This window comes from Photobacterium sp. ABD4_091 (genome assembly GCF_056160145.1).
Genome location: NZ_JBSWWQ010000004.1, coordinates 1 through 22,389, shown reverse-complemented (window position 1 = coordinate 22,389; position 22,389 = coordinate 1). Strand labels below are relative to the sequence as shown.

General features: G+C 46.2%; 19 protein-coding genes and 1 tRNA gene. 9 read left to right on the top strand and 11 right to left on the bottom strand.

The annotated features are described in order from the left end of the window. Positions 1–47: 47 nt before the first annotated feature. The 4 genes from ACXAGQ_RS24465 to ACXAGQ_RS24450 form a co-directional block, all read right to left on the bottom strand. Complete coding sequence (locus tag ACXAGQ_RS24465; protein WP_475257466.1) at positions 48–629, bottom strand: NapC/NirT family cytochrome c; 582 nt, start codon at positions 627–629, stop codon at positions 48–50. A 12-nt stretch (positions 630–641) separates the two neighbouring features. Then, complete coding sequence (locus ACXAGQ_RS24460) at positions 642–1,100, bottom strand: nitrate reductase cytochrome c-type subunit (RefSeq protein WP_475257465.1); 459 nt, start codon at positions 1,098–1,100, stop codon at positions 642–644. Positions 1,101–1,110: 10 nt separating this feature from the next. Next, entirely contained in the window at positions 1,111–3,603 is a 2,493-nt protein-coding gene (gene napA / locus ACXAGQ_RS24455) for a nitrate reductase catalytic subunit NapA (protein ID WP_475257464.1), read from the bottom strand. A gap of 66 nt (positions 3,604–3,669) precedes the next feature. Then, positions 3,670–3,807, bottom strand: a complete 138-nt coding sequence (locus ACXAGQ_RS24450) for a periplasmic nitrate reductase, NapE protein (RefSeq protein WP_107298293.1) — start codon at positions 3,805–3,807, stop codon at positions 3,670–3,672. A 185-nt stretch (positions 3,808–3,992) separates the two neighbouring features. Between ACXAGQ_RS24450 and ACXAGQ_RS24445 the strand changes: the two genes are divergently transcribed. After that, positions 3,993–4,286 (top strand): winged helix-turn-helix domain-containing protein, encoded by a 294-nt coding sequence (locus ACXAGQ_RS24445; protein WP_475241180.1) that lies wholly within the window; start codon positions 3,993–3,995, stop codon positions 4,284–4,286. 21 nt (positions 4,287–4,307) lie between these two features. Here the strand turns inward: ACXAGQ_RS24445 and ACXAGQ_RS24440 are convergent, their stop codons facing one another. After that, positions 4,308–4,661 carry a YajD family HNH nuclease gene (locus ACXAGQ_RS24440; protein WP_475257463.1) on the bottom strand — a complete coding sequence of 118 codons (354 nt, stop codon included), beginning with the start codon at positions 4,659–4,661 and terminating at the stop codon, positions 4,308–4,310. A gap of 346 nt (positions 4,662–5,007) precedes the next feature. On the opposite strand from ACXAGQ_RS24440, the gene ACXAGQ_RS24435 reads away from it, so the two are divergent. The 4 genes from ACXAGQ_RS24435 to ACXAGQ_RS24420 all read left to right on the top strand — a co-directional run bounded on the left by ACXAGQ_RS24435 (position 5,008) and on the right by ACXAGQ_RS24420 (position 10,846). Beyond that, positions 5,008–5,667 (top strand): DUF2760 domain-containing protein, encoded by a 660-nt coding sequence (locus tag ACXAGQ_RS24435; protein ID WP_475257461.1) that lies wholly within the window; start codon positions 5,008–5,010, stop codon positions 5,665–5,667. Next, the gene (locus tag ACXAGQ_RS24430) at positions 5,667–7,502 is read left to right on the top strand and encodes an Hsp70 family protein (protein WP_475257459.1); all 1,836 of its coding nucleotides are present in this window, start codon (positions 5,667–5,669) and stop codon (positions 7,500–7,502) included. Before ACXAGQ_RS24435 ends, ACXAGQ_RS24430 begins: the two co-directional genes overlap by 1 nt. A 196-nt stretch (positions 7,503–7,698) precedes the next feature. Continuing rightward, positions 7,699–10,533 carry an Hsp70 family protein gene (locus tag ACXAGQ_RS24425; protein WP_475257457.1) on the top strand — a complete coding sequence of 945 codons (2,835 nt, stop codon included), beginning with the start codon at positions 7,699–7,701 and terminating at the stop codon, positions 10,531–10,533. A gap of 109 nt (positions 10,534–10,642) precedes the next feature. After that, the gene (locus ACXAGQ_RS24420; protein WP_107298297.1) at positions 10,643–10,846 is read left to right on the top strand and encodes a helix-turn-helix domain-containing protein; all 204 of its coding nucleotides are present in this window, start codon (positions 10,643–10,645) and stop codon (positions 10,844–10,846) included. A 93-nt stretch (positions 10,847–10,939) separates the two neighbouring features. On the opposite strand, the gene ACXAGQ_RS24415 is transcribed toward ACXAGQ_RS24420, so the two are convergent. From ACXAGQ_RS24415 to ACXAGQ_RS24405, 3 genes are all read right to left on the bottom strand, one after another. Then, entirely contained in the window at positions 10,940–11,785 is an 846-nt protein-coding gene (locus tag ACXAGQ_RS24415) for an ABC transporter (RefSeq protein ID WP_475257456.1), read from the bottom strand. Further along, positions 11,782–12,576: an ATP-binding cassette domain-containing protein gene (locus tag ACXAGQ_RS24410; RefSeq protein WP_475258063.1), complete on the bottom strand. Its 795-nt coding sequence runs from the start codon at positions 12,574–12,576 to the stop codon at positions 11,782–11,784. The genes ACXAGQ_RS24415 and ACXAGQ_RS24410 overlap by 4 nt, the downstream gene beginning before the upstream one ends. A gap of 382 nt (positions 12,577–12,958) precedes the next feature. After that, the gene (locus ACXAGQ_RS24405; RefSeq protein WP_475257455.1) at positions 12,959–13,285 is read right to left on the bottom strand and encodes a hypothetical protein; all 327 of its coding nucleotides are present in this window, start codon (positions 13,283–13,285) and stop codon (positions 12,959–12,961) included. Positions 13,286–14,100: 815 nt separating this feature from the next. On the opposite strand from ACXAGQ_RS24405, the gene ACXAGQ_RS24400 reads away from it, so the two are divergent. From ACXAGQ_RS24400 to ACXAGQ_RS24390, 3 genes are all read left to right on the top strand, one after another. After that, positions 14,101–14,177, top strand: a tRNA-Pro gene (locus ACXAGQ_RS24400). Positions 14,178–14,426: 249 nt separating this feature from the next. Next, positions 14,427–15,104 carry a SanA/YdcF family protein gene (locus ACXAGQ_RS24395; protein ID WP_475257453.1) on the top strand — a complete coding sequence of 226 codons (678 nt, stop codon included), beginning with the start codon at positions 14,427–14,429 and terminating at the stop codon, positions 15,102–15,104. Between the two features lie 563 nt (positions 15,105–15,667). Continuing rightward, positions 15,668–17,038, top strand: coding sequence for an SLC13 family permease (locus ACXAGQ_RS24390; RefSeq protein ID WP_475257452.1), 1,371 nt, complete (start codon positions 15,668–15,670; stop codon positions 17,036–17,038). A gap of 74 nt (positions 17,039–17,112) precedes the next feature. On the opposite strand, the gene ACXAGQ_RS24385 is transcribed toward ACXAGQ_RS24390, so the two are convergent. Next, positions 17,113–18,093: a Gfo/Idh/MocA family protein gene (locus ACXAGQ_RS24385; protein WP_475257450.1), complete on the bottom strand. Its 981-nt coding sequence runs from the start codon at positions 18,091–18,093 to the stop codon at positions 17,113–17,115. A 152-nt stretch (positions 18,094–18,245) separates the two neighbouring features. On the opposite strand from ACXAGQ_RS24385, the gene ACXAGQ_RS24380 reads away from it, so the two are divergent. After that, positions 18,246–19,316, top strand: a complete 1,071-nt coding sequence (locus tag ACXAGQ_RS24380) for a beta-ketoacyl-ACP synthase 3 (protein ID WP_475257449.1) — start codon at positions 18,246–18,248, stop codon at positions 19,314–19,316. An 80-nt stretch (positions 19,317–19,396) separates the two neighbouring features. On the opposite strand, the gene ACXAGQ_RS24375 is transcribed toward ACXAGQ_RS24380, so the two are convergent. Both ACXAGQ_RS24375 and ACXAGQ_RS24370 read right to left on the bottom strand, forming a co-directional pair. After that, positions 19,397–20,701 carry a GGDEF domain-containing protein gene (locus ACXAGQ_RS24375; RefSeq protein ID WP_475257448.1) on the bottom strand — a complete coding sequence of 435 codons (1,305 nt, stop codon included), beginning with the start codon at positions 20,699–20,701 and terminating at the stop codon, positions 19,397–19,399. Positions 20,702–20,956: 255 nt separating this feature from the next. After that, positions 20,957–22,207 (bottom strand): DEAD/DEAH box helicase, encoded by a 1,251-nt coding sequence (locus ACXAGQ_RS24370; RefSeq protein WP_475257447.1) that lies wholly within the window; start codon positions 22,205–22,207, stop codon positions 20,957–20,959. Positions 22,208–22,389 lie beyond the last annotated feature (182 nt).

Below are 22,389 nucleotides of genomic sequence, written 5' to 3'. Positions count from 1 at the left end.
AGTAACGATAAAAGTTCAAGAACGATAGATATTGATAAATATAGCCTCTAAAAGCCCTCAACACCTTTCATATCAGGTAAGCGATGAGCTATCCCTTTATGACAGTCAATACACGTTTTAGAGCCGTCAGCCAACGAACTTGAATGTTGTACCGATGCACGTTGTGACTGCTGCGTAAAGTCCATATAACTAAACTCATGGCAGTTACGGCATTCTAGCGAGTCACTCTTCTTCATCCTTGTCCATTCGCGTTCCGCCATGTGTAAACGGCGTGCTTCAAATTTTTCAGGTGTAGAAATCGCGCCTGTTACCCAAGCCCACACTTCCTTAGAGGCCTGCATCTTACGGGCCATTTTATCTGTCCAGTCATGGGGGACATGACAGTCAGAACAGATCGCCCTTACGCCTGTACGGTTATTGAAATGAATGGTTCCCTGAATTTCCTGGTAGACATTATCCTCATGGCAACTAACGCAGAATGGCTCTGAGTTAGTAAACTCCATACCTGTGTTAAACGCCCCCCAGAAAATCACCCCAGCGATAAAGCCACCGAGCGTTAAAAAACCAAGACTAAAATACTTTGCCGGTGAACGGATTAGTGTCCACCATTTTTTCAACCATTGCCACATACGCTTCCTCCCTTACTTCTCTTGATCGAGCAGCGTATCGAGATCGGTAAATGAAGTACCAACCAATGGTTTAGCATCAGTCTGTACCACATGACACTGCTCGCAGAAGTATCGCCGTGGTGACAATTCCGCAAGGAAGTTACCGTCTCTATCCATATAGTGAGTGACACTGATCATTCTCGCCTGGGTCTCTTCCACCCGACTACGCGCATGGCAAGCCATGCATTTGTTCGCATTCAAATCTACTTGGTAATTATCGATCTTATGTGGGATCACTGGCGGCTGCATTGGGTAGTTACGCTTAGGGATCCTATCGTCGTTAATGGTTTTGTTCATCATTGGCGGTTTAGGCTCACCGTCAAGGGCATATTGCCGGGTCGTCGCTAGCTCGTCCCCTTTAATAGCCCCTGTCGCCGCGATGACCACACCGGTGGTAAATATGAGTAGCAGCACAGCAAGTATTTTATTCATGGCTAAACTCCTATGCCTTTACCACTTTGACAGCACATTTTTTGAAGTCTGTCTGTTTGGAAAGAGGGTCAGTCGCATCCAGCGTCACCTTGTTGATCAACTGGCTGGAATCAAACCATGGAACATACACCAAGCCTTTAGGCGGCTTGTTCCTACCACGAGTCTCAACACGTGTAAGTACCTCACCACGACGTGAAACGACTTTAACCGCATCCCCACGGCGCATTCCTCGCTCTTTTGCATCATCCGGATGCATGAACACCTGCGCATTAGGGTAGGATTTATGTAGCTCAGGCACGCGTCGGGTCATTGATCCCGAATGCCAATGCTCTAGCACCCGGCCAGTAGATAGCCACAGATCGTATTCTTCATCCGGGCTTTCTGCTGCTGGCTCAAAAGGCAACGCGAAAATAACCGCTCGACCATCGGGTTTGCCGTAAAACTCATAACCACTGCCAGGTTTGACATAAGGGTCATAGCCTTCTTTAAATCGCCACAGGGTTTCTTTGCCATCCACAACCGGCCAACGTAGTCCCCGTACTTCGTGGTAAACCTCAAACGGCGCTAAATCATGGGCATGGCCACGGCCAAACTGGGCGTATTCTTCAAACAGCCCTTTTTGCAAGTAATAACCGTACTGGGTTGACTCGTCGTTGCTGTGCCCTTCAGTGATGTCTTCCAGTGGGAACTGGTTCACCTGACCGTTGGCAAATAACACGTCATATAACGTTTTGTCTTTATAGTCTGGGTTAGCATCAAGCAGCTCTTTCGGCCACACTTCATCAGTTTTAAAGCGTTTTGAAAACTCAACCAACTGCCACAGATCAGACATCGCCTCTCCCGGCGCATCGACCATTTTGTGCCACAACTGGGTACGACGCTCTGCGTTACCATATGCGCCTTCTTTTTCTACCCACATTGCGGTGGGCAAAATAAGATCGGCAGCCTGTGCGGTTGCTGTTGGATACGCGTCAGAAACAACGATGAAATTGTCCGGGTTGCGGTAGCCAGGCAAGATTTCTTCATTGATATTCGGACCCGCTTGCAGGTTATTGTTGACCTGGATCCAATACGCATTGATCTTACTGTCTTTTAGCATTCGAGCTTGCAATACCGCATGTGCCCCGACTTTCTCTGGAATAGTGCCATCAGGCAGTTTCCAGATTTTTTCGGCGACTTTACGGTGCTCAGGGTTATTCACCACCATATCGGCTGGCAGACGGTGAGCAAAAGTACCGACCTCACGAGCTGTACCACAGGCTGATGGCTGACCAGTCAGCGAGAATGGGCTGTTGCCCGGGGTGGAGATTTTACCGGTAAGGAGGTGGATGTTATAAACGAGGTTATTACACCATACCCCTCGGGTGTGCTGGTTGAAGCCCATGGTCCAGAAAGAAGTTACCCTGGTATCAGGATCAGCATAGAGTTCTGCAAGCTCGATGAGTCGCTCAGGCTTAACACCTGACATCTCACTGGCTTTTTCAACCGTGTACTCTGAGACAAACTCTTTGAACTCTTCAAAAGTCATTGGGTCAGAATCGCCGCTGTCTGGGTTCTTAGCCTGCTGCTGAAGAGGATTTTCAGGGCGTAGCCCATAGCCAATATCGGTTGCACCACGGCGGAAATTAACATGCTTGTCGACAAAGTCCTTATTCACTTTGTCGTTGGTTATGATGTAATTGGCAATAAAATTGAGGATTGCCAAATCCGTTTGCGGCTCGAAGATGATGGGGATGTCGGCCAGTTCAAAACTGCGGTGTTCAAAAGTAGAGAGTACTGACACTTTCACATCAGGGTTAGACAGCCTGCGGTCCGTTACCCTCGTCCAGAGTATCGGGTGCATTTCTGCCATGTTTGAGCCCCAGAGCACGAAGGCATCTGCTGATTCGATATCATCATAACAGCCCATCGGCTCATCGATACCAAAGGTCCGCATGAAACCCACTACGGCCGAAGCCATACAGTGTCGGGCATTTGGGTCAATATTGTTAGAACGGAAGCCAGCTTTCATCAGCTTTGCAGCTGCATAGCCTTCGTAGATAGTCCACTGGCCTGAGCCAAACATACCAACGGCCTCTGGCCCTTTTTCTTTCAGCACCGCCTTCCATTTTTCGGTCATGATGTCGAAAGCTTGATCCCAGCTGATCGGGGTGAAGTCACCTTCTTTATCGTATTTTCCGTCTTTCATCCTTAGCAGCGGCTGGGTCAGGCGATCATCACCGTACATAATCTTCGACAAGAAATAGCCTTTCACACAATTGAGGCCACGGTTAACGGGTGACTTGATATCTCCGTGGGTAGCAACCACCTTGTCATCTTTTACACCCACATTCACCGAGCACCCCACACCACAGAATCGGCAAGGTGCTTTCTCCCAATTGATCTGGGTTTTCGATGCATCCGTAACAACATTACTTGCTACGACAGGTATGGATATACCCGCAGCAGCGGCTGCACTGGCCGCGGCCTGTGCTTTGATAAACTTACGCCGGGAACATTTCATTGTTTTCTCACTCAACTATTGCTTCACGGTAAAGACAATCACACAAGCTGTTGATTATTCTTATTTCTAGCCTGTCACTACCTGTAAAAACCAGACAAAAAACCCATAGCCACCAACAACGGCAACAGCAAGAATGGGAAACAGTACAACGGTAATAAACAGAAAAGCCTTTAACTCAGAACGGTGCTGATTAGCATCACTCATTTCAATCTCCAAATTTGTTGGATACCTATAACTCTAGCTAGCTTCCGAGAAATTGATAACTTGATGAGATTAAAAACGTTAATTGATAATGAGTCGCATTAGTTGATATGGGATTAATTAGTGCAACACCAGTGAGTTTAATGATAGTGTGAGAGGTAAGAGATTGTTTAGAAAGGAGTCATGGAATGACTATCAGCAAAACCAAGTCAAGCTTTTACCGACGGCTCTATATCGCGCACCTGATTGACACCGGTATAGCTACAGTGCCAGGTATTTTGGAATACACCGGCATGCCACGAAGAACGGCGCAAGATACCATCAAAAGCCTTGCTGACCTTGATATCGTATGTACCTTCAAACAAACCAAAGGCGAACGTAATCGCAGTGGGAGATATGAAATAGAAGATTGGGGGGCGATCAACAAAACGTGGATCGCCGAGAATATTGCAGAAATTAAACGGGTACTGAATTACCCTTAAGCACTGCTAACCCATCACGGGCTACTTTTTCTTTTCCATCATCGCTTTAAGATCAGCAAATGGATTGAATGTCGCAGCCTGATGATCATCGTCACCTGCTTTTACCACACTACCCATCTGATTATCGTGCTCAGTGTACTTTTCGTGCTCATGGTCATGGCAGAACAAACATAGCAGTTCCCAGTTACTGCCATCTTCAGGGTTGTTAGTGTGGTCATGATCCACATGGTGCACCGTTAGCTCGCGCAAATTGGAATAAACGAACTCGCGAGTACAGCGGCCACATACCCAAGGGTATAGTTTCAGTGCTTTCTCTCGGTAACCCTGCTCTTTACGGGCATAAGCGGCACTGGTGCCATAAAAATCAGAAGACATTCTCTCACCTAGGATTGATTTGATTTCGCCGGTAGTTTATAGGATTTCACCATACAGTGCTGCTAAACAATAGCAAATTCATGAATAGTCTCACTGAATGAAACACTCAGGGTTAAAAATAGGTACTACGTTTATGCAAAAAGCTTAGCAAAAACAGTGTATCATTTTATAAACGACCAAATGACAGAGCAATGTAAACCTTATTTGGTGTTAAATTGAGCGACAAGGTAGCTAAATGCTTAATAGAGGGCAAAAAAATACCCCTCTGAGATGTATTGCACCTTGATTATGATAATATTCGCCCTAATTTGTGAATTAAACTCTCACTATATAGAGAAGACGACATATGGCTTTTGATTTTTCTGAATTAACTGTGGACTTATCGGCGATGCCGACAACGATTGATATGGGACATGCTTGGCTGGGCGGTTTGGTGCTCGTCATGCTGGTACTTTATATCTCGAAAAAAGGTAAACCGGTCGAAGTCGAGAAAGTTGTTGAGAAAGAAGTCGAGAAAATCGTAGAGGTTGAAAAACCTGTCGAGAAAATCGTCGAAGTCGAAAAGGTTGTAGAAGTTGAAAAAGTAGTCGAGAAGATTATTGAAGTTGAGCCTAAGCTAAAAACTTCGACACCTGATGCGGCACTGCAACTTCTTTCTTTGCTTCAGCAAGAAGCACGTTTTATCGACTTCATGCAAGAAGACCTAAAAGGTTTCAGCGATGCTGAAATCGGTGCTGCTGCCCGCGTAATTCATGAAGGCGGTCAGAAAGTACTATCCGAATACTTCAGCTTTGCCCCTGTACGTGCCGAAGAAGAAGAAACACGTATTACATTACCAAAAGGCTTCAACGCTTCTGAAGTTCGCCTAACAGGTAATGTTGTTGGCGAAGCGCCATTTACCGGAACCCTAATCCACCGTGGCTGGAAAGTGACTGACATTAAACTGCCTAAACTGGCAGAAGGTCACGATGCAAAAATTGTTGCCGCCGCTGAGGTAGAACTGTGATGCAAGAAATTCAAGAACACCGTTACAGTGTTGGTATCGACCTCGGTACCACGCACTGCGTATTATCGTATGTTGATTTACAAGACGAAGACGCCAGCGTTAACGTCATGCCTATTGCCCAGCTAACTACGCCGGGTAATGTCGAAGAGAAAAGCCAACTGCCTTCTTTCATGTACCAAGCTCATGAATCTGAGTTGGCAGAAGGTGACACGGCACTGCCATGGTCTGCGCAGCCTAACGCGATTGTCGGTGCGATGGCCCGCAATCTAGGTAGTAAGACCCCTATCCGTTTGATTGCAAGTGCAAAAAGCTGGCTTTGCCACGGTGGTGTGAATCGCCGTGATGCATTCCTGCCTTTGAACAGCCCAGACGAAGTGATCAAGGCTTCACCACTTGAAGCAACCCGCCAGTACCTTGCTCACCTTGCACAAGCGTGGAATCATCAGCACCCTGAAACGCCACTGTTTGAGCAAGACGTAACCATTACTGTACCTGCGTCCTTTGACCCTGCAGCACGAGATCTAACAGCAGAAGCTGCTCGTGAAGTAGGCTTCAAGCACATGACCTTGCTTGAAGAGCCGCAAGCAGCAGTATACAGCTGGCTGAAGAACAACGATGACACCTGGCGTGATCAGGTATCTGTGGGTGACGTTATTCTGGTCGTCGATATCGGCGGTGGTACGACTGACTTGTCTTTGGTTGCAGTAACTGAAGATGACGGTAACCTAACACTTAACCGTGTTGCTGTCGGCGATCATATCTTGCTGGGCGGCGACAACATGGACCTTGCTCTGGCTTACCGCCTGAAGATGAAACTTGCTCAAGAAGGCAAACAGCTTCAGCCTTGGCAGATCCAAGCTATTACCCACGCTTGTCGTGATGCTAAAGAAGCCCTGCTAAGCGATGCTGAGCTTCAGGCTGTGCCGATTGTCGTCCCAAGCCGTGGTTCTAAACTGCTTGGCGGCACGCTACAAACTGAGCTTACTCAAGAAGAAGTCCAGCAAACGCTGGTTGAAGGTTTCTTCCCGCGTAATACTATCGAGCAACATCCTGTCGAAATGCAGCGTGGCGCCCTGACCCAGATGGGTCTGCCATATGCGCAAGATGCTGCTGTTTCACGCCATGTGGCAGGTTTCTTAAGCCGCCAGTCGTCAGCGGTTGATGAGCTGTTTGAAAAATACGATCAGCTGCACGAGGGCTTTATCCGCCCTACCGCTATCCTATTTAACGGTGGCGTACTGAAATCTGATCTGCTTTCTGAGCGTCTGCTTTCCATTATCAACAGCTGGCTAACAGCCGCTGGTAGCCCAGAAGCCAAGTTACTTGAAGGTCTGGATCTTGATCTTGCTGTTGCAAGTGGTGCGTCCTACTACGGCTCAGTCCGTAAAGGTAAAGGTGTTCGTATCCGCGGTGGTATCGCAAGCAGCTACTACGTGGGTATCGAAAGCGCTATGCCTGCAATCCCTGGCATGGAGCCACCACTGGAAGCACTTTGTGTCGCGCCATTTGGTATGGAAGAAGGTACCCATTCTGATGTACCGAGCCGTGAATTCGGTTTGGTTATTGGCCAACCGGTACAGTTCAAGTTCTTCGGTTCAACAGTCCGTCGCGATGACCCAGCGGGTACGCATCTGGATTGGTGGCAGCCAGAAGAATTGGAAGAGCTTCCAGCCATTCAGGTGACTCTGCCTGTTTCTGAAGGCCGTACCGCAGGTGAAATTGTTCCCGTTCGTCTTGCTTCACGAGTGACTGAACTGGGTACACTGTGTCTTGAAGCCATTCCGACCGACGGCGGTCAGAAATGGCAGGTTGAATTCGACGTTCGAGAGAAGTAACACATTGCTATCAAAAACGGCGCCTTAAGGCGCCGTTTTTACATCCCTCTCCCCCATCATGGAACAGTGTATATTATTTTTTTGAAATCAAAGATTTGATCCTCAAAGATGGCGTCTTCATTAATGCACTCTATGTCCTTTTGGGATACTATCGAAAACCTTAAAAAGTATTAAAACCTCACGTCTGGAGTAATGCATGACTTCTCCTCGCTACCTTGTCGGTATTGATCTCGGTACAACACATACCGTTGTTGCCTTTACGCCGATCTCAGATAACCTTGAATCGAGCCCAATCGAGATTTTTGAAATTGACCAACTTATCGCCCCTGGCGAGGTTGCACGTAAACCTCTTCTTCCTTCATTCCGCTATCACCCTGCTGACGGTGAAATCGATCCAGCTTTAATGGTATTACCTTGGGATATTGAGCCTGTTGACGGTGATATACCCCATGCCATCGTTGGTGAGCTTGCCCGGGAAATGGGGGCCAAGGTTGAAGGTCGCCAAGTTGTCAGTGCAAAGAGTTGGTTATCGCATACCGGTGTCGATAGAACAGAAGCTATTCTGCCTTGGTCATCAAATAGCAGTGTCGAGAAAGTCTCTCCGGTTATTGCCAGTGCCAGTTACCTCAACCATGTTCGTCAGGCGTGGGATTACCATCACCCGAGTGACAAACTTAGCGATCAAGAAGTCGTGATCACTGTTCCGGCATCTTTTGATGAGGGAGCCCGTGCGCTGACTCTGGAAGCCGCAAAGCTGGCTGGTTTTGGCGATATCTTATTGCTTGAGGAGCCACAGGCTGTTTGTTACGACTGGTATGCCAAGAACAAAGAAAACGCCGAGGAGTTACTCAAAGATATTCCACTGTTGATGGTGTGTGATGTGGGTGGTGGTACTACCGACCTTAGCCTGATCAAAGTTGGTACCAAGGATGAAAAACTCACCCTTGATCGTATTGGTGTCGGTGATCATCTCATGTTAGGTGGTGATAACATTGACCTTGCCCTTGCCCACATCGCCGAGCAACGCCTACATGGCGGTAGCAAAAAATTAAGTGCATCAGGACTGTTCAAGCTGATCCAGCAAACACGCAAAGTCAAAGAACAGTTGCTCTCTGGTAATGCGCCTGATACCGCTAAAGTCACAATGCTTGGTAGCGGCTCACGTTTGATTGGTGGCTCAAAGAGCATTGATATGACGAGAGATGAAGTCCACCAAATCGCGCTGGATGGCTTCTTCCCTCAAACCGACTTCACCGATCAGCCTAGCCATCGCCAAGCTGCCGTTATCGAATTTGGCCTACCGTACGCTGCTGATCCGGCAATCAGTAAGCACCTTGCCCAGTTCATTACCTTGCATGATTCCGTTTGCCGCGAATCCTTAAATGATACCGCGCAAGCCCCTGCAGCCGATCAACCCGCGATTCCGGTTGCAGTGCTACTCAACGGTGGTGTTTTCAACAGCCCGCTGTTATCTAACCGCGTACTCGAAACTTTTTCGAACTGGAAAGGTGACAGTATCACCCAGCTGGATAACCCCCATCCTGACTTGGCTGTCGCTTACGGTGCGGCGGCTTATGCCAAAGCACGCCATGGCGCACAGCTCAAAATTGGTGGTGGTTCAGCCCGCTCTTTCTTCTTGGTACTTGAGAACAAGAAGCGTGAAAAACAGGGCCTATGCTTGTTACCAAAAGGCATTGATGAGAGCACTGAGATTCGCCTCAAGGATCGTAAATTCGCCCTTACACTGGGTGAGCCAGTGCGTTTCAACTTGGTGTCATCGACCGATGACAGCCATACCCAAGCTGGCGAAATTTTCACGATTGACGAAGAGAGCTTTGTCTCTTTGCCTCCTTTCATTGCAACCCTGGACAGTGACCGTGATCGTGCCGAACTTGCCGCAAACCAAAAAGATCGGGAAGAAGTCACCCTGGCGTGCCATCTTACTGAAGTCGGTACACTGCAGTTGGAATGTGTCAGTATCCATGATGAAAACAAGCGCTGGAAAGTCGAGTTTGCGATCCGCAAAGATTTAGCCAAACTCAGCCGCGAAGATGGTGACTCTACCCTTGCACAATCTGCGCTACCGGCCCGTATGGATGACGCTATTTCACTGGTGAAACAAGCTTACGGTGGTAGCACCAAAAACAATGATCCTAAAACCATCAAGACGCTGCGTAGCCAGTTAGAGAAAACCCTCGGCAAACGAGACAACTGGGAAACGCCTTGCCTTCGCGAGTTGGCCAATGCGTTGCTAGAGAGTAAGAAAAGACGCCGCCGCTCTGATCTTCATGAAAGGAACTGGTTGAAACTAACCGGCTTTGCCATGCGCCCGGGCTTTGGCTATCCATCAGATGAGTGGCGAATGGAGCAAGTCTGGCAGCTTTACCAACACGGTGTACAGTCAAATACCAGCGCACAAACCTGGAGCGATTGGTGGACGTTCTGGCGCCGTATCGCCGGTGGGTTAAGCCAGGAACAGCAGTTGGTTATCTATAAGGATATTGCGAAATACATCAATCCTGCCGCTAGCCGCAATAGCAAACTGGCTAAAGAGCTTCAGGAGCGAAGCTATGAGGATATGGTTCGCCTGGCGGCAAGCCTTGAAAATATTCCGTTTGATAAAAAGCTTCAACTGATTGAATGGATCTTTGGTCGGCTACAAAAATCGCAATATTCACAGGCCCACTGGTGGGCAATTGGGCGTATTGCAACACGCAGCCCATTTTATGGCAGTGCACATAATTTGCTCACTCCGCAGCATGTTGCCTACTGCTTGCCAGAGCTTATGGACTTCGACTGGCGTAAAGATCCGAACATCGCTTTTGCCGCTGTAATGATGTGTCGAATGACCGGAGACCGCACTTTGGACGTTGATGAAAATAATCGAAATGACGTAATCATGAAGCTAAAATCGAGCAAAGCGCCAGAAAGTTGGATAGAAATGGTATCAAGCGTCAAAGTGCTGACGGAGAGTGAAACTAAGCGCGTATTCGGTGATGCACTACCAACAGGATTACGCTTAATCGATTAAGGTTCTGTTAGGGTTCAGCTGGTAATCTCATCAATCATAAATGAGAACTAACTTTTCTTCCTTAGAGATTTCCTCTGGGAATGTTTTTTGCCTAGCGAGTACACAACACATGAACCGTTCACAATATAAAATTATTGCACAGCGCATCTTCAAATCTGAGAACCAGCGTATTGCTGTTGAAGCTGTAATTTTCGAAGGCCTATCTAGCTATGAAGCTGAGAAGCGTTTCGATGTGCCAAAAGGTACACTTTCACGCAACGTACGTAAGTACAAGCGTGAAGTAGAATACCTGAACACTGTAGTTGCGGCATAGTTAACCCGCTTGAACCTATAAAAAACGGAGAATGATTTCATTCTCCGTTTTTTTATATCTGTTACCCAAGCGGATTAACTTGCTACAAAATCACTATGTCATTCGCAACATATCATCCCGCCCTCTCAACCAGCAGCTCATCAGGTAAAACCCCACACCAACACTAAACATCACCAAGTGGGCTATGACACCGAAACCGGTAAATTCACTTAGGGCAGATGAGCCCGTCAAAATGGAGAAAGGTAGACCATATACCTCAGAAAGCACATTTCCAACTTCACTTGAACCTGTCGCTTGGAACATCGCGATCTTAAACAAGATCACTGCCAAGATAGCAGCAAGCAGAGGGTAACGAGTCAGTTGCGACAATGCCATAAGACCTGCACCAAGGGGGAAAAGTGCAATGCTCATCAAAGCCAGTCGCCCAAGGAAATCAAACCAATGAGAGGCTAAATTAGCAAAAGAAATTCCCCAGCTCGCCATCATGTCTTGAGGTAACCAAATGGTTGCTAGCAGCCAGACAATGAAATCAGCAGCAAGCATTAGAATGGATGCAATGAGTGGGATCACCACCAAAGCAAACACCAGTTTCACCGAAATGGCCTGAAAGTCTGATACCGGCATTGAGCGCCAAAATAGCAAGCTGCCCTCTTGTTTCTCTTTACGCAACGTTTTGGGTACGTAAATAAAAAACAATACTAAATAGACAATACCTGCCACAATTTCATTGAGCTTGCCGATGAGGCCTGCAAATGTGCCTTGAGCAATACCCCAGTCAATGATGCCCTGCCCACTCGACTGAACAGAGAATGAGACATTATCGCCTTGCATAACAAAAACAAAATTAATGATGGCAAAAGCCAGCAATAACAGAGGAAGGCGAATCACAATACGGTGCTCGATCAGCTCTTTTTCCAGCAAGGTAAGCCAGGCTCTCATGCTTCCTCCTGCTGCAGGGCAATAAACACTTCAGACAGAGAAGGCTCACTCACCTCCCCGAAAAAAGATAACTTCTCAGCATCACCGTTTTGATAAATATACATCGATTCTTTTCCCCCCTGTTGAATATAAAGGGGCCTCGCCATGTTAGCTTGACGTTTGTGCTCTTCGCTGACACAAACCTTTTGGAAGCGACCTTTGATCTCGCCAACAGCTCCAGCTGCCACCTCTTTACCTTTTCTTAAAATCAGCAAATCTGTCAACAAGTGGGATACTTCGTCAACTTCATGGCTGGCAATAATCATGGCTCGCTCACCTTGATTCAACCAATCCATCAGCTGGTTGTAAAAACGATCCCTGAACATCAAATCAAGGCCAAGTGTCGGCTCGTCCAATATCAGCAACCGGACATCAGCCGACATAACTAAAGCTAAATGAAGTTGTACTTTCATTCCTTTCGAAAGTCGTCCAATCTTCGTTGATAGCTGAATTTCGGTTTGGGATAAATATTGCTTAGCTAGTGCAAGATCGAATTTAGGGTGTACCCCAGCACTATATTTCACAATCTGCTTCACTGTCATCCACTCAGGGAGTACAGCCACGTCAGATAAATAAGCCAAGTCACGGACTATCTTCACCCGCTCACTTCTTGGCTCCAATCCAAAGACATTCAATGCGCCATCGTAGTCATGAGCACCCAGTAAGCATTTGATCAACGAGGATTTACCGGCACCGTTATGGCCGAGGATCCCCAAAACCTGCCCCGGTTGAATGGTCATATTAATATCCATCAACGCTCGAAACTTACCGTAAGTTTTTCCAAGCTGTCGTGCTTCAACCAACGTATCCACTATTTAACCTTTTCAGCTAATGTTTTTTCTCATATATACCCAAGCATACTAGCAGGATCACATTCTCCCTAATACCGTTAATATGGATACGGGTATATGTATTTGGTGACATTGCGCATTACAAAGTAACAGCTTGCATATGAAATATAGAAAGAGATGTGCCAATGGCTAAATTGGCACATTTAAGAGGTATACGAGATTATTCTACAATAAATAGAATAATAGTTCTGAAGCACAGAGATGTTCAGAGAGTGATTCAACTAGCCTATCGGCACTTACCGATAGCAGGCTAATATCTACAATAAACAGTTAAAACGAGATGTTATTCTTCGATTTGTTCAACCAAATCATCAGGAGCTACACCATCTTTTTCCATCAGGGCAAGAATTTCCATCATTCTAACCTGGCGAGCTTCTTCTTTAAACTCATGAAGAACAGCAATAAGGTTGTTAATTTTGTGTAGCGGCATGCGTTTAATCACAGCCTTTTGGCGACCAGGTACTTCATCAGCAAAATCGATAAGCACTTGACGGTAATCAACTCGTTCTTCTTTTACAACACCTGTTTTTGTATCAACTTTAACAGTTTTCGCTTCAACACTATTTAGCATTGCGGATAATGCTTTTTCAGCAGCTGCAAAGTTATCCATCTATATTACCTCTTAAACTGAATACCATTCACCACAATCGCAGGCTTATTTATAAGACGGAAAAGCGATGTGATGATGATAAACAAATAACATTTAAATTGTTTTTACCTTGCACTTAATGCAAAGCATTCTTTCATATTGAACCACAATCATTGCAGCACATAGGTTGTCAGAAGCAAAGAGTGGCAATAGTTAGGGACTACTAAGGGTAGATAGGCTGATAATACCTCTTGTTAGAATCCATGTGAACACAAATTTAGGAAAATTATCAAATATTCAGCAATCAGCTAGGTTTGGTAGCATATTTTTATTGTGGACTAGGGATAACACTTTGGCAACTAAGCTTCTATACCCTGTTATTGTTTCTGGATATAGAGTCACTAGATCTTCAAAACAATACCAAGCCTGTAAGCTTGTAAATTCTTGCTCAACCAGCACCTTCAAGTAGCTGGGTATATATAATATAGGCTCATCACTTCAATACTATGGCGTCACTGGCTTTATAACCTTTTGACTTACAATGTGTTGCACTTTCAGTCTCTGTCTACCTGTCACTTCAAAAAATGTACCCAATACCTAGGTACCAATCACACCCAAAGCCTAACGCTGATAAGAAACTACCCTACGTCAAAGTGAGAGTACCACCCGCCCACGCAAAAGTAGAAGATTGAGTGTTTTTAAAACAATCAGTTCAAGTTAAGTTGAATAATGAGAGACAGGTATGGTTTTTCCGTCAATACCCCTATTGCAATATAACCTTGGTATTGTAGTATTTAGAAAATTCTTGCTAACACAATGAATATAAAGCCTTTTGGCGGACATTAGCGCAGTTTGGTAGCGCACTACTCTGGGGGAGTAGGGGTCGCTGGTTCGAATCCAGTATGTCCGACCAAAAGGTTTTTGCTTTCCTGCCACCTGACCCACTATCCAATTCCTGACGTATTGCTAAATGAAGACGCATTTGACGCTGATTTTACACAACAGACTCAATCGATTAGGTTAAACTACTGAAACGCATCACTGCATTGTATTCTCGCTACAAGCGACACAAGGGAATTAAGAAACACATGTACTTTTTCGTTAGCCAGAGAAGCATTATCTCTCAGGCCAGTTTAGCCGCCAAGTCACTGTTCGGAACGCTATGAAGTTATTGAATATCATACGCTTAAGTGCAATTGGCTGCATTCTCATCGTTTCATGCATTCTATTGATCGACAGATGGTTCTCCGATCAAGCTTCTTCTCGTATTTTTGATAACACGCAGGTTGCCCCACCCCGTTCCGTTGGTTTAGTTCTTGGCACCAGCAAATATATCGCCAAATCGCTTAACCCTTATTACCAATACCGTATGGACGCGGCTCTTCAACTCTACAACGAAGGAAAGATCAATATCTTTTTGCTTAGTGGCGACAATGCCCATCGTTCGTACAATGAGCCATGGACAATGAAGCGCGACTTGCTCAAAGCCGGTATTCCTGAGCAAGACATTGTTCTCGATTATGCTGGCTTTAGGACACTTGACTCGGTAGTCAGGGCTAAAAGTGTTTTCGACGCCAACCACTTCATTATCATTACCCAACGCTTTCATTGCGAACGTGCGCTATTTATTGCTGGTAGAAATGAAATTGATGCAATCTGCGTTGCAGTTCCTGAGCCTAAAGGTTTGGCTGGTTTGAAGATCCGTACCAGGGAAGTGTTAGCACGGATCAAAGCTTTGATTGATGTTTTCATCTTGGATATGCAACCACGCTTCTCTGGCCCCAAAGAGCCTATTTCCAATCAGCAGCTTGAACTGGAAGGCCCTGAGCTCCCCCAGTGATGGTAGCTCACTGCACAAACACTTCGTAATGTAATTTGGCCAACCTCTGCTATTTCGAGATGGCAGACTTAGCAGCGGGTTGTCCTTGGCTTCCCTTTGGTGTGCTTTCTAACGACTTGATAAATTTTGCCCTGACATTTCGTAAATGCACCTGGGCATCCTGCCGAACACGCTTCTGAATCCCTTGCTGTTTCATAATTCCTGCCAAACCTAGTTTTGTGCCATATTACATCCTGAAAATATGATACCCCTAGCATAAGAGCAGTAAAACAGGCGCAGAGTAAAGGAATCTATCATTTAGAGCGACATCACAAACTTAAGTGATTTTCGTCGAACCAAGCTGCAATGCGGTTATTTTCTACCATGTACCACATAATAAAATGGGTACTTTTCCACACATTCACTCTTCACAAACTCACACTTCATTAAATCAAACCGCCAAACGCACAACAATTAGACACTCAAGCATTAACAATACAAAAACAATTGGTAACATTTATCTCGAGTCACCTTAGTGCAAAAGATTGCATGTGATAACTATAATCAGATGAAAGGAAACAACTATGACAGCCTTGACTATGACACTACGCAAGTGGCTGTTTGACCGGAACAGTATTATTCTGCTGGCAGACATCGCCCTTTTTACCCTACTTTTAAATACATTACCTTTTGAAAAAGATGTGGTTGTTGGTCTAAGTATTCTTACTTTCGTTGCAGTACTTTGGCTGACAGAAGCACTGCATGTGAGTATTACCGCGATTTTGGTACCCATCCTTGCTGTCGGCTTCGATATATTCCCTACCCCTGCGGCGCTAAGCAACTTTGCTAACCCTATCATCTTCCTGTTCTTAGGTGGCTTTGCACTGGCTGCAGCGCTACACAAACAAGAGCTAGATAAAGCAATCGCAGACAAAGTATTGCTTATTGCACAAGGCAGAATGTCTGTTGCCGTGTTCATGCTATTTGGTGTTTCAGCGGCACTGTCAATGTGGATCAGTAATACAGCAACTACTGCTATGATGCTGCCACTTGTGCTTGGTGTACTTAATAAAGTCAACGCTAAAAGCGAACGCAGTACTTATGTCTTCGTTCTTCTGGGTATTGCTTACTGTGCCAGCATCGGCGGTATCGCAACAGTGGTAGGTAGCCCCCCTAACGCAATTGCAGCGGCAGAAGTTGGCTTGAGCTTCACTGAGTGGATGGCATTTGGTTTACCTGTATCCATTGTTTTGCTGCCAATTACCGTTGCCCTGCTTTACTTCATGCTAAAGCCTAACCTTAACCATACCTTCGAGTTGGATCATAAACCTGTAGAGTGGAATAACAGCAAATTAGCCACATTGGTTATCTTCGGTATCACTGTAATGTTGTGGATTTTCAGCAAGCCAATCAACGGCATGCTGGGTGGGTTCAAGAGTTTCGATACCCTCGTCGCCCTGTCGGCAATCGTTATGCTAGGCGCATCTCGCGTTGTTCAGTGGAAAGATATCGAGAAATCAACAGACTGGGGTGTCTTGCTACTATTCGGTGGCGGTATCTGCCTGAGTAACGTACTAAAAGCGACAGGCACCAGCGTCTTCCTCGCTCACAGCCTGAGTGGTTTCCTTGAGCAAGCTGGCCTGTTCTTCACTATCTTGGTTATCGCCGGTTTCGTAGTATTCCTGACTGAGTTTGCGAGTAATACAGCAAGTGCGGCACTATTGGTTCCTGTCTTTGCGACAGTCGCTGAAGCACTTGGCGTCTCACCTGTTATTTTGTCAGCCCTGATTGCCGTTGCCGCTTCTTGCGCATTCATGCTGCCAGTGGCAACACCACCGAATGCCATCGTGTTTGGTTCTGGTCATATCAAACAATCTGACATGATGAAAGTCGGCATTTACTTGAACATCCTTTGTATCGCGGCTCTCTCTGCGCTGGCATACCTGTTCTGGTAATAGAACATCACTTTGTAAACCAACAATAAAAAGGGTGGTCAATGACCACCCTTTTGTATTTTTATGAAACTAATTTAGATTTCATCAGCTGGGTAACGAACACCAATAATACTGCGAGCCTGGGTAGTAATGGCACTCACTATCTGGGTGCGAAGCTGGCCTTCATGGTTAACCACACCGGCATGGTATAAGCGGGCAAACTCTTCTGCTTCATAGCGCATTGCATTTTCGTCCTGCTCGACCGTCAACTCCACCTCAGGTTCATCACGACGGCATAGTTTTACCCCTCGACACTGAGAGATAAAGTCGATAAGCAACGTCCCCTGCTCGCCTTGTATCTCGCTCGGAACAAAACCATCGCTGACTTTTGAGTGGGTTACAGTGACGTCAAAGTCTTTATAATGCAGCACTAAAGTTCCGTGGGCATCAACACCAGAATCAAGCAAAGTACCTTGCGCAGTCATACTGCTTGGTTCGCCAAACAATGCAATGGCACTGCTCAGCGGGTAAACCCCAATGTCCATGAGAGAGCCGTTGGAAAATTCAGGGTTAAACGTATTTGGGTTCTCGCCGTTTAAATATTTCTGGTAGCGTGAAGAATACTGGCAATACGTCAAATGTACTTTCCGTAATCTCCCGAGCTTTGGTAATGCTTTTTTAATGACCTCAAAGTTAGGCATATACGTTGCGACCATTGCCTCAAAAAGAAGTACCTGCTTTTCAACCGCAAGCTCGATTAGCTCCTGCACTTCGGTAATATTTGAAGCAAGCGGTTTTTCACCGATTACATGTTTACCCGCGTTAATGAACACCTTCGCTTGCGGGGCATGCAATGAATTAGGGCTGGCAATGTATACCGCATCAATCACATCACTGTTTGCAAGATCATCCAATGAATCAAAACATTCGATTTTCCCATACTTGCTTGCAAATTCGGCTGCTTTTTCCTGTGTTCTGGAATACACCGCCGTTAATTGATACTGGCCAGTTGAAAGTGCCGCACTGATAAAGCGCTCCGTGATCCAGTTTGTACCGATCACACCCAAACGAATCATTGGTCATTTCCTTGTGGTTATAAGCTACCATCAGTGTAACAAATACTTATAGTAGACATAACCACAATATCCGCATGTAAATGAGTATATGTCTTGTGTTAACAGTCGGTTATGGTTATTTTGATTATGTCGAAATGAACACGAGTGAAGCTATGTATTACGCGGAAATTACTGGTTGGGGCAAATGCCTTCCCCCCACAGAGCTGAGCAATAACGAGCTCAGTCAATTTGTTGATACTTCAGATGAATGGATTCGAACGCGTACCGGAATCGAATCAAGGCGCATTAGTCATGTGAACACCTCAGAGCTCGCCCGTGTTGCAGGTGCAAGAGCGCTTGCCGCTGCAGGGGTCGATGCCTCAGAGCTCGATTTAATTATTATCGCCACTTGCTCTCCTGATACCCTTGTACCCAATATCGCATCGAAAGTACAGCTCGATCTCGGTGCGACCAAAGCCGCTGCCTTTGATATGAACGCCGCCTGTACAGGTTTTCTTTATGGCCTGGAAACAGCCACTAAAATGATCCAGGCTGGAAACTACCAGCATGTTCTGGTTATCGGTGCCGAACGCCTTTCGTGGTACCTTGATTGGAGCCAGCGTGATACAGCAGTGCTTTTCGGTGATGGAGCCGGTGCTGCGGTGTTAAGCCGTTCAACACAGATGTCGGGGCTGCTTGATGCACAGTTAGGCTGCGATCCCGAAGGGCGTGATGTCCTCGCTATACCAGAGTTTGGTACCGCCATGGATCGTTTCAATCCCGACGCCGGACACTTTGCCTTCAACTTTGTTGGCCGAGAAATCTTCCGCCGTGCCGTACGCGGAATGGGAACGGCAGCCAATACCGTATTACGGCGTGCCAATTTAAGCCAGGATGACATCGATGTCGTCATCCCCCACCAGGCAAACCAACGCATTATTGAAGCCTTATGCGATCACGCTGGGATCCCCTTAGAGAAAGCCTTTATTAATATCCACCAATACGGCAATACCTCAGCAGCTACCGTTCCTATTGCGTTATGTGAAGCTGTGGAACAAGGGCGAATCAAACCTGGGGATACTATTTTGTCTGCTGCTTTTGGTGCGGGGCTGACTTGGGGGGCTTCGGTTATCAAATGGGGCCAACGTGTCACCCCTGTACACGAAACCGATATTTCATTGCCAGAGTGCCACCAAACGGCGACTGAGCTACTAGAAGATGCCATTAAGCATTGCGCTAAATAAATTGCCATATAGCTAATAAAATACCAGCGGATTCTTCGCTGGTATTTAATCTTCTTCATCAAGGCTTGGTCAACAATGCTCTATGACATGGCTTCTTCAACACGGTTCCTCCCCAACGACTTCGCATTATATAACGCGCTGTCTGCCCGCTGGATAAATGCCTCTATATCCTCACCTGGAACATATTCAGCTACACCAAGACTGCAAGTAATGTAAAGTCCATTAGCCCACTGGTAGCTTTCCACAATGACCCTAACCATTTCGGCAAACTCTTTTGCGCCCCGCAAGTTGGTCGCTGGACAGAATATAATGAATTCTTCCCCCCCCCAGCGCACAACTACGTCTGTTTTACGAGAGCGTAAGTTAAGGACTCGGCCGAACTCTTTTAGCACCTCATCACCACCATGGTGGCCCAGAGAGTCATTGATTTTCTTGAAATGATCAATATCAATGTAGACTAGCGAGAGCGCGTGGCAGTTTCTCTGTGAGAAATCAACAATATCATTTAACCAGCGATCCACCGCATGGCGATTTTGCGTTCCTGTCAGGTTATCGGTAAACGCCAACTCCTCAAATGCCAAAGATTGCTGATAGAGGTGCTGATTCGCTTGCTTGAGATATTCCGCTTTCGCCCCCATCTCAATCACCTGCTCAGCAAGTCGACGGCGCTCTGCAATCAGAAAGTAGACAGCAGCCAACCCCCACATCAGAATATTGATTCTTAATAATGTAGCTTCCGATAGCCAGTGCCCATAAAACACTATGTGGTTAAGCTTGATTGAGTAGTGTGCAGGCTTGATATTGCTACCTGTTGCTATTTCAATCTGAACGATGTTGTCAAACTGCGGGCCAGAATTTTCAATCGGCACTTCATAATCTGCTATCCACCAGGAGAGAACCTGAAACGATTTTAATGGAATCACTTTCATCCCATTCCCTATACCTGGCGCATATTCAATAGCATTGAACTTATAAGAAACAGGGTCATCAGAACGTGAGTAAGACGGGTCAAAGTTGCGCAGGTAAATCCGCAAGCGCTCACCTTCAATCAAACTGTAATAATCGACATCAATGCCGACCGAATGGTAAGAGGATAAGTCCAGCCCTCTGGAGTTTTTGCCCAGAGATATCGAGATTTCACAAAACGGCCATTTACCTTGATCGCCAATCTCACAATCTAAGTCAATAGACTTTCCATCGTAGTCAATAGAGGATTGGCTGTTACCGTCCTGTGCGCTGTCATCGATATTCAAGTAGGTTGCATTCTTCACACTGATACTAAGTTCTTTATCGAACCCGCCCAAAGTATGAAAAAGAAAAGTAAATAATGAAAACGTTAGCAGGAAATAAGCCGCTACCCGTATACGTCGTCTTAATTTGTCCACAGAATACCTACGACTACGAATGCTCAATCATACCAATCACGGGCAGCAACATGATTTTAAAAAGGAAATACATAGACACATTAGCAAACAGAAGAGTCTTTACCAAGAGCCTAAATTAGCGAAGAAAAATAATAACTAAAAAACCAGTGAGTAGTCACGATATTATACGTGCAAACCCTATAAATTCACCTTATTGACACAAAAAAGCGCCACTATTAGTGACACTTATTTATCATTGAAAAATATAGCTTAGGGCTATTTCCGGCCTCTATGGCGTCCACGGTTTTTGTGAATTTGAGATTTCGCCTTGGCACGCCTTTTATCACTGGATCGTCCACGTCGGCGGTTTTCTGGTGGCTCAATCGTAGGATCCGGTTCATAACCTTCCAACCACTGCTGTGGCAGGCGGGTATCTAACAGTTCTTCAACGGCACGCAACGCCCACTCTTCGTCCAAGCTCATCAAGGAAATGGCATGCCCGGTTTGGCCAGCGCGACCTGTACGGCCGATGCGGTGCACATAGTCTTCAGCCTTGAAAGGCATTTCGTAGTTCACCACGTATTCCAGCTGCTCAATGTCTATGCCACGGGCTGCAACATCAGTGGCAACCAGCACCCTCGCCTTACCCGACTTAAAATCGTCCAGAGCACGCTGGCGAGCACCTTGGCTTTTATCACCGTTAATTGAAACCGCTTTGATGCCGTCTTTGCCAAGCTCTTTAGCTAGCTCATCAGAGCCTTGCTTGGTTTTGGTAAACACCAGCACTTGCTGCCAGTTTCTAGAGCCAATCAAGTAAGCAAGCAATTCACTTTTACGGTGTTTATCGACCGGGTAAACCATCTGTTCCACGGTTACTGCCGTGCTGTTGCTCGGTGTCACTTCAATCAGCTTGGGATCATCGAGAATATCAAATGCCAGCTTTTTCACCTGCTTGCCGAATGTTGCCGAGAAAAAAGACGTCTGCCTTTCGGTATGCATTCGCTTAAGAATACGCTTGATATCGTCAATAAAGCCCATATCCAACATACGATCAGCTTCATCAAGTACCAAGTAATTCACGTTGCGGAGATCAACCGTACGTACATGGGCGTGGTCAAGCAGTCGGCCTGGAGTCGCTACCAAGATATCAACGCCAGACTCCAGCGCCTTAACCTGTACTTTCATGCTAGTGCCACCATAGGCAACAGCAACCTTCAACCCAGTCTCTTTGGCATAAAGGCTCAAGCTATCGAACACTTGCTGGGCAAGCTCTCGGGTTGGGGTCAGGATCAATGCTTTAACCTGCTTGGCCTCTGTAGCGTCCGATTGCTCTTCCAATAGGCGGTGTAGCAATGGAAGCCCGAATGCAGCGGTTTTTCCGGTACCGGTTTGGGCACCTGCCAATACATCATGGCCGGCCAATATTTCTGGGATAGCCTGAGACTGCACCGGAGTCGGTACTTCGAAACCGAGTGAAGAGACATTTTCAACGAGTTGGCTATTAAGCCCCAGGGATTGGAAAGACATGCACAATACCGACAATATTCAAAAGAGGCGGGATTTTAGCAAAAAAGCAGGATAAGTGTGAGATAAAAAAGCACCGCATAGCGGTGCTCAGACTGATGACAAAGGTCTGGCTTTTAAGCTAGGCCTTTGATCTAATAGAGATATCGAAATATGGATATCTCGACATGTTAAAAGAACCCTCA

Bases quoted from the DNA above. Each gene is read 5' to 3' on its own strand.
- ACXAGQ_RS24465 (WP_475257466.1), bottom strand. From the start codon at position 629: ATGTGGCAATGGTTGAAAAAATGGTGGACACTAATCCGTTCACCGGCA.
- ACXAGQ_RS24460 (WP_475257465.1), bottom strand. From the start codon at position 1,100: ATGAATAAAATACTTGCTGTGCTGCTACTCATATTTACCACCGGTGTG.
- napA (WP_475257464.1), bottom strand. From the start codon at position 3,603: ATGAAATGTTCCCGGCGTAAGTTTATCAAAGCACAGGCCGCGGCCAGT.
- ACXAGQ_RS24450 (WP_107298293.1), bottom strand. From the start codon at position 3,807: ATGAGTGATGCTAATCAGCACCGTTCTGAGTTAAAGGCTTTTCTGTTT.
- ACXAGQ_RS24445 (WP_475241180.1), top strand. From the start codon at position 3,993: ATGACTATCAGCAAAACCAAGTCAAGCTTTTACCGACGGCTCTATATC.
- ACXAGQ_RS24440 (WP_475257463.1), bottom strand. From the start codon at position 4,661: ATGTCTTCTGATTTTTATGGCACCAGTGCCGCTTATGCCCGTAAAGAG.
- ACXAGQ_RS24435 (WP_475257461.1), top strand. From the start codon at position 5,008: ATGGCTTTTGATTTTTCTGAATTAACTGTGGACTTATCGGCGATGCCG.
- ACXAGQ_RS24430 (WP_475257459.1), top strand. From the start codon at position 5,667: ATGCAAGAAATTCAAGAACACCGTTACAGTGTTGGTATCGACCTCGGT.
- ACXAGQ_RS24425 (WP_475257457.1), top strand. From the start codon at position 7,699: ATGACTTCTCCTCGCTACCTTGTCGGTATTGATCTCGGTACAACACAT.
- ACXAGQ_RS24420 (WP_107298297.1), top strand. From the start codon at position 10,643: ATGAACCGTTCACAATATAAAATTATTGCACAGCGCATCTTCAAATCT.
- ACXAGQ_RS24415 (WP_475257456.1), bottom strand. From the start codon at position 11,785: ATGAGAGCCTGGCTTACCTTGCTGGAAAAAGAGCTGATCGAGCACCGT.
- ACXAGQ_RS24410 (WP_475258063.1), bottom strand. From the start codon at position 12,576: ATGGATATTAATATGACCATTCAACCGGGGCAGGTTTTGGGGATCCTC.
- ACXAGQ_RS24405 (WP_475257455.1), bottom strand. From the start codon at position 13,285: ATGGATAACTTTGCAGCTGCTGAAAAAGCATTATCCGCAATGCTAAAT.
- ACXAGQ_RS24395 (WP_475257453.1), top strand. From the start codon at position 14,427: ATGAAGTTATTGAATATCATACGCTTAAGTGCAATTGGCTGCATTCTC.
- ACXAGQ_RS24390 (WP_475257452.1), top strand. From the start codon at position 15,668: ATGACAGCCTTGACTATGACACTACGCAAGTGGCTGTTTGACCGGAAC.
- ACXAGQ_RS24385 (WP_475257450.1), bottom strand. From the start codon at position 18,093: ATGATTCGTTTGGGTGTGATCGGTACAAACTGGATCACGGAGCGCTTT.
- ACXAGQ_RS24380 (WP_475257449.1), top strand. From the start codon at position 18,246: ATGTATTACGCGGAAATTACTGGTTGGGGCAAATGCCTTCCCCCCACA.
- ACXAGQ_RS24370 (WP_475257447.1), bottom strand. From the start codon at position 22,207: ATGTCTTTCCAATCCCTGGGGCTTAATAGCCAACTCGTTGAAAATGTC.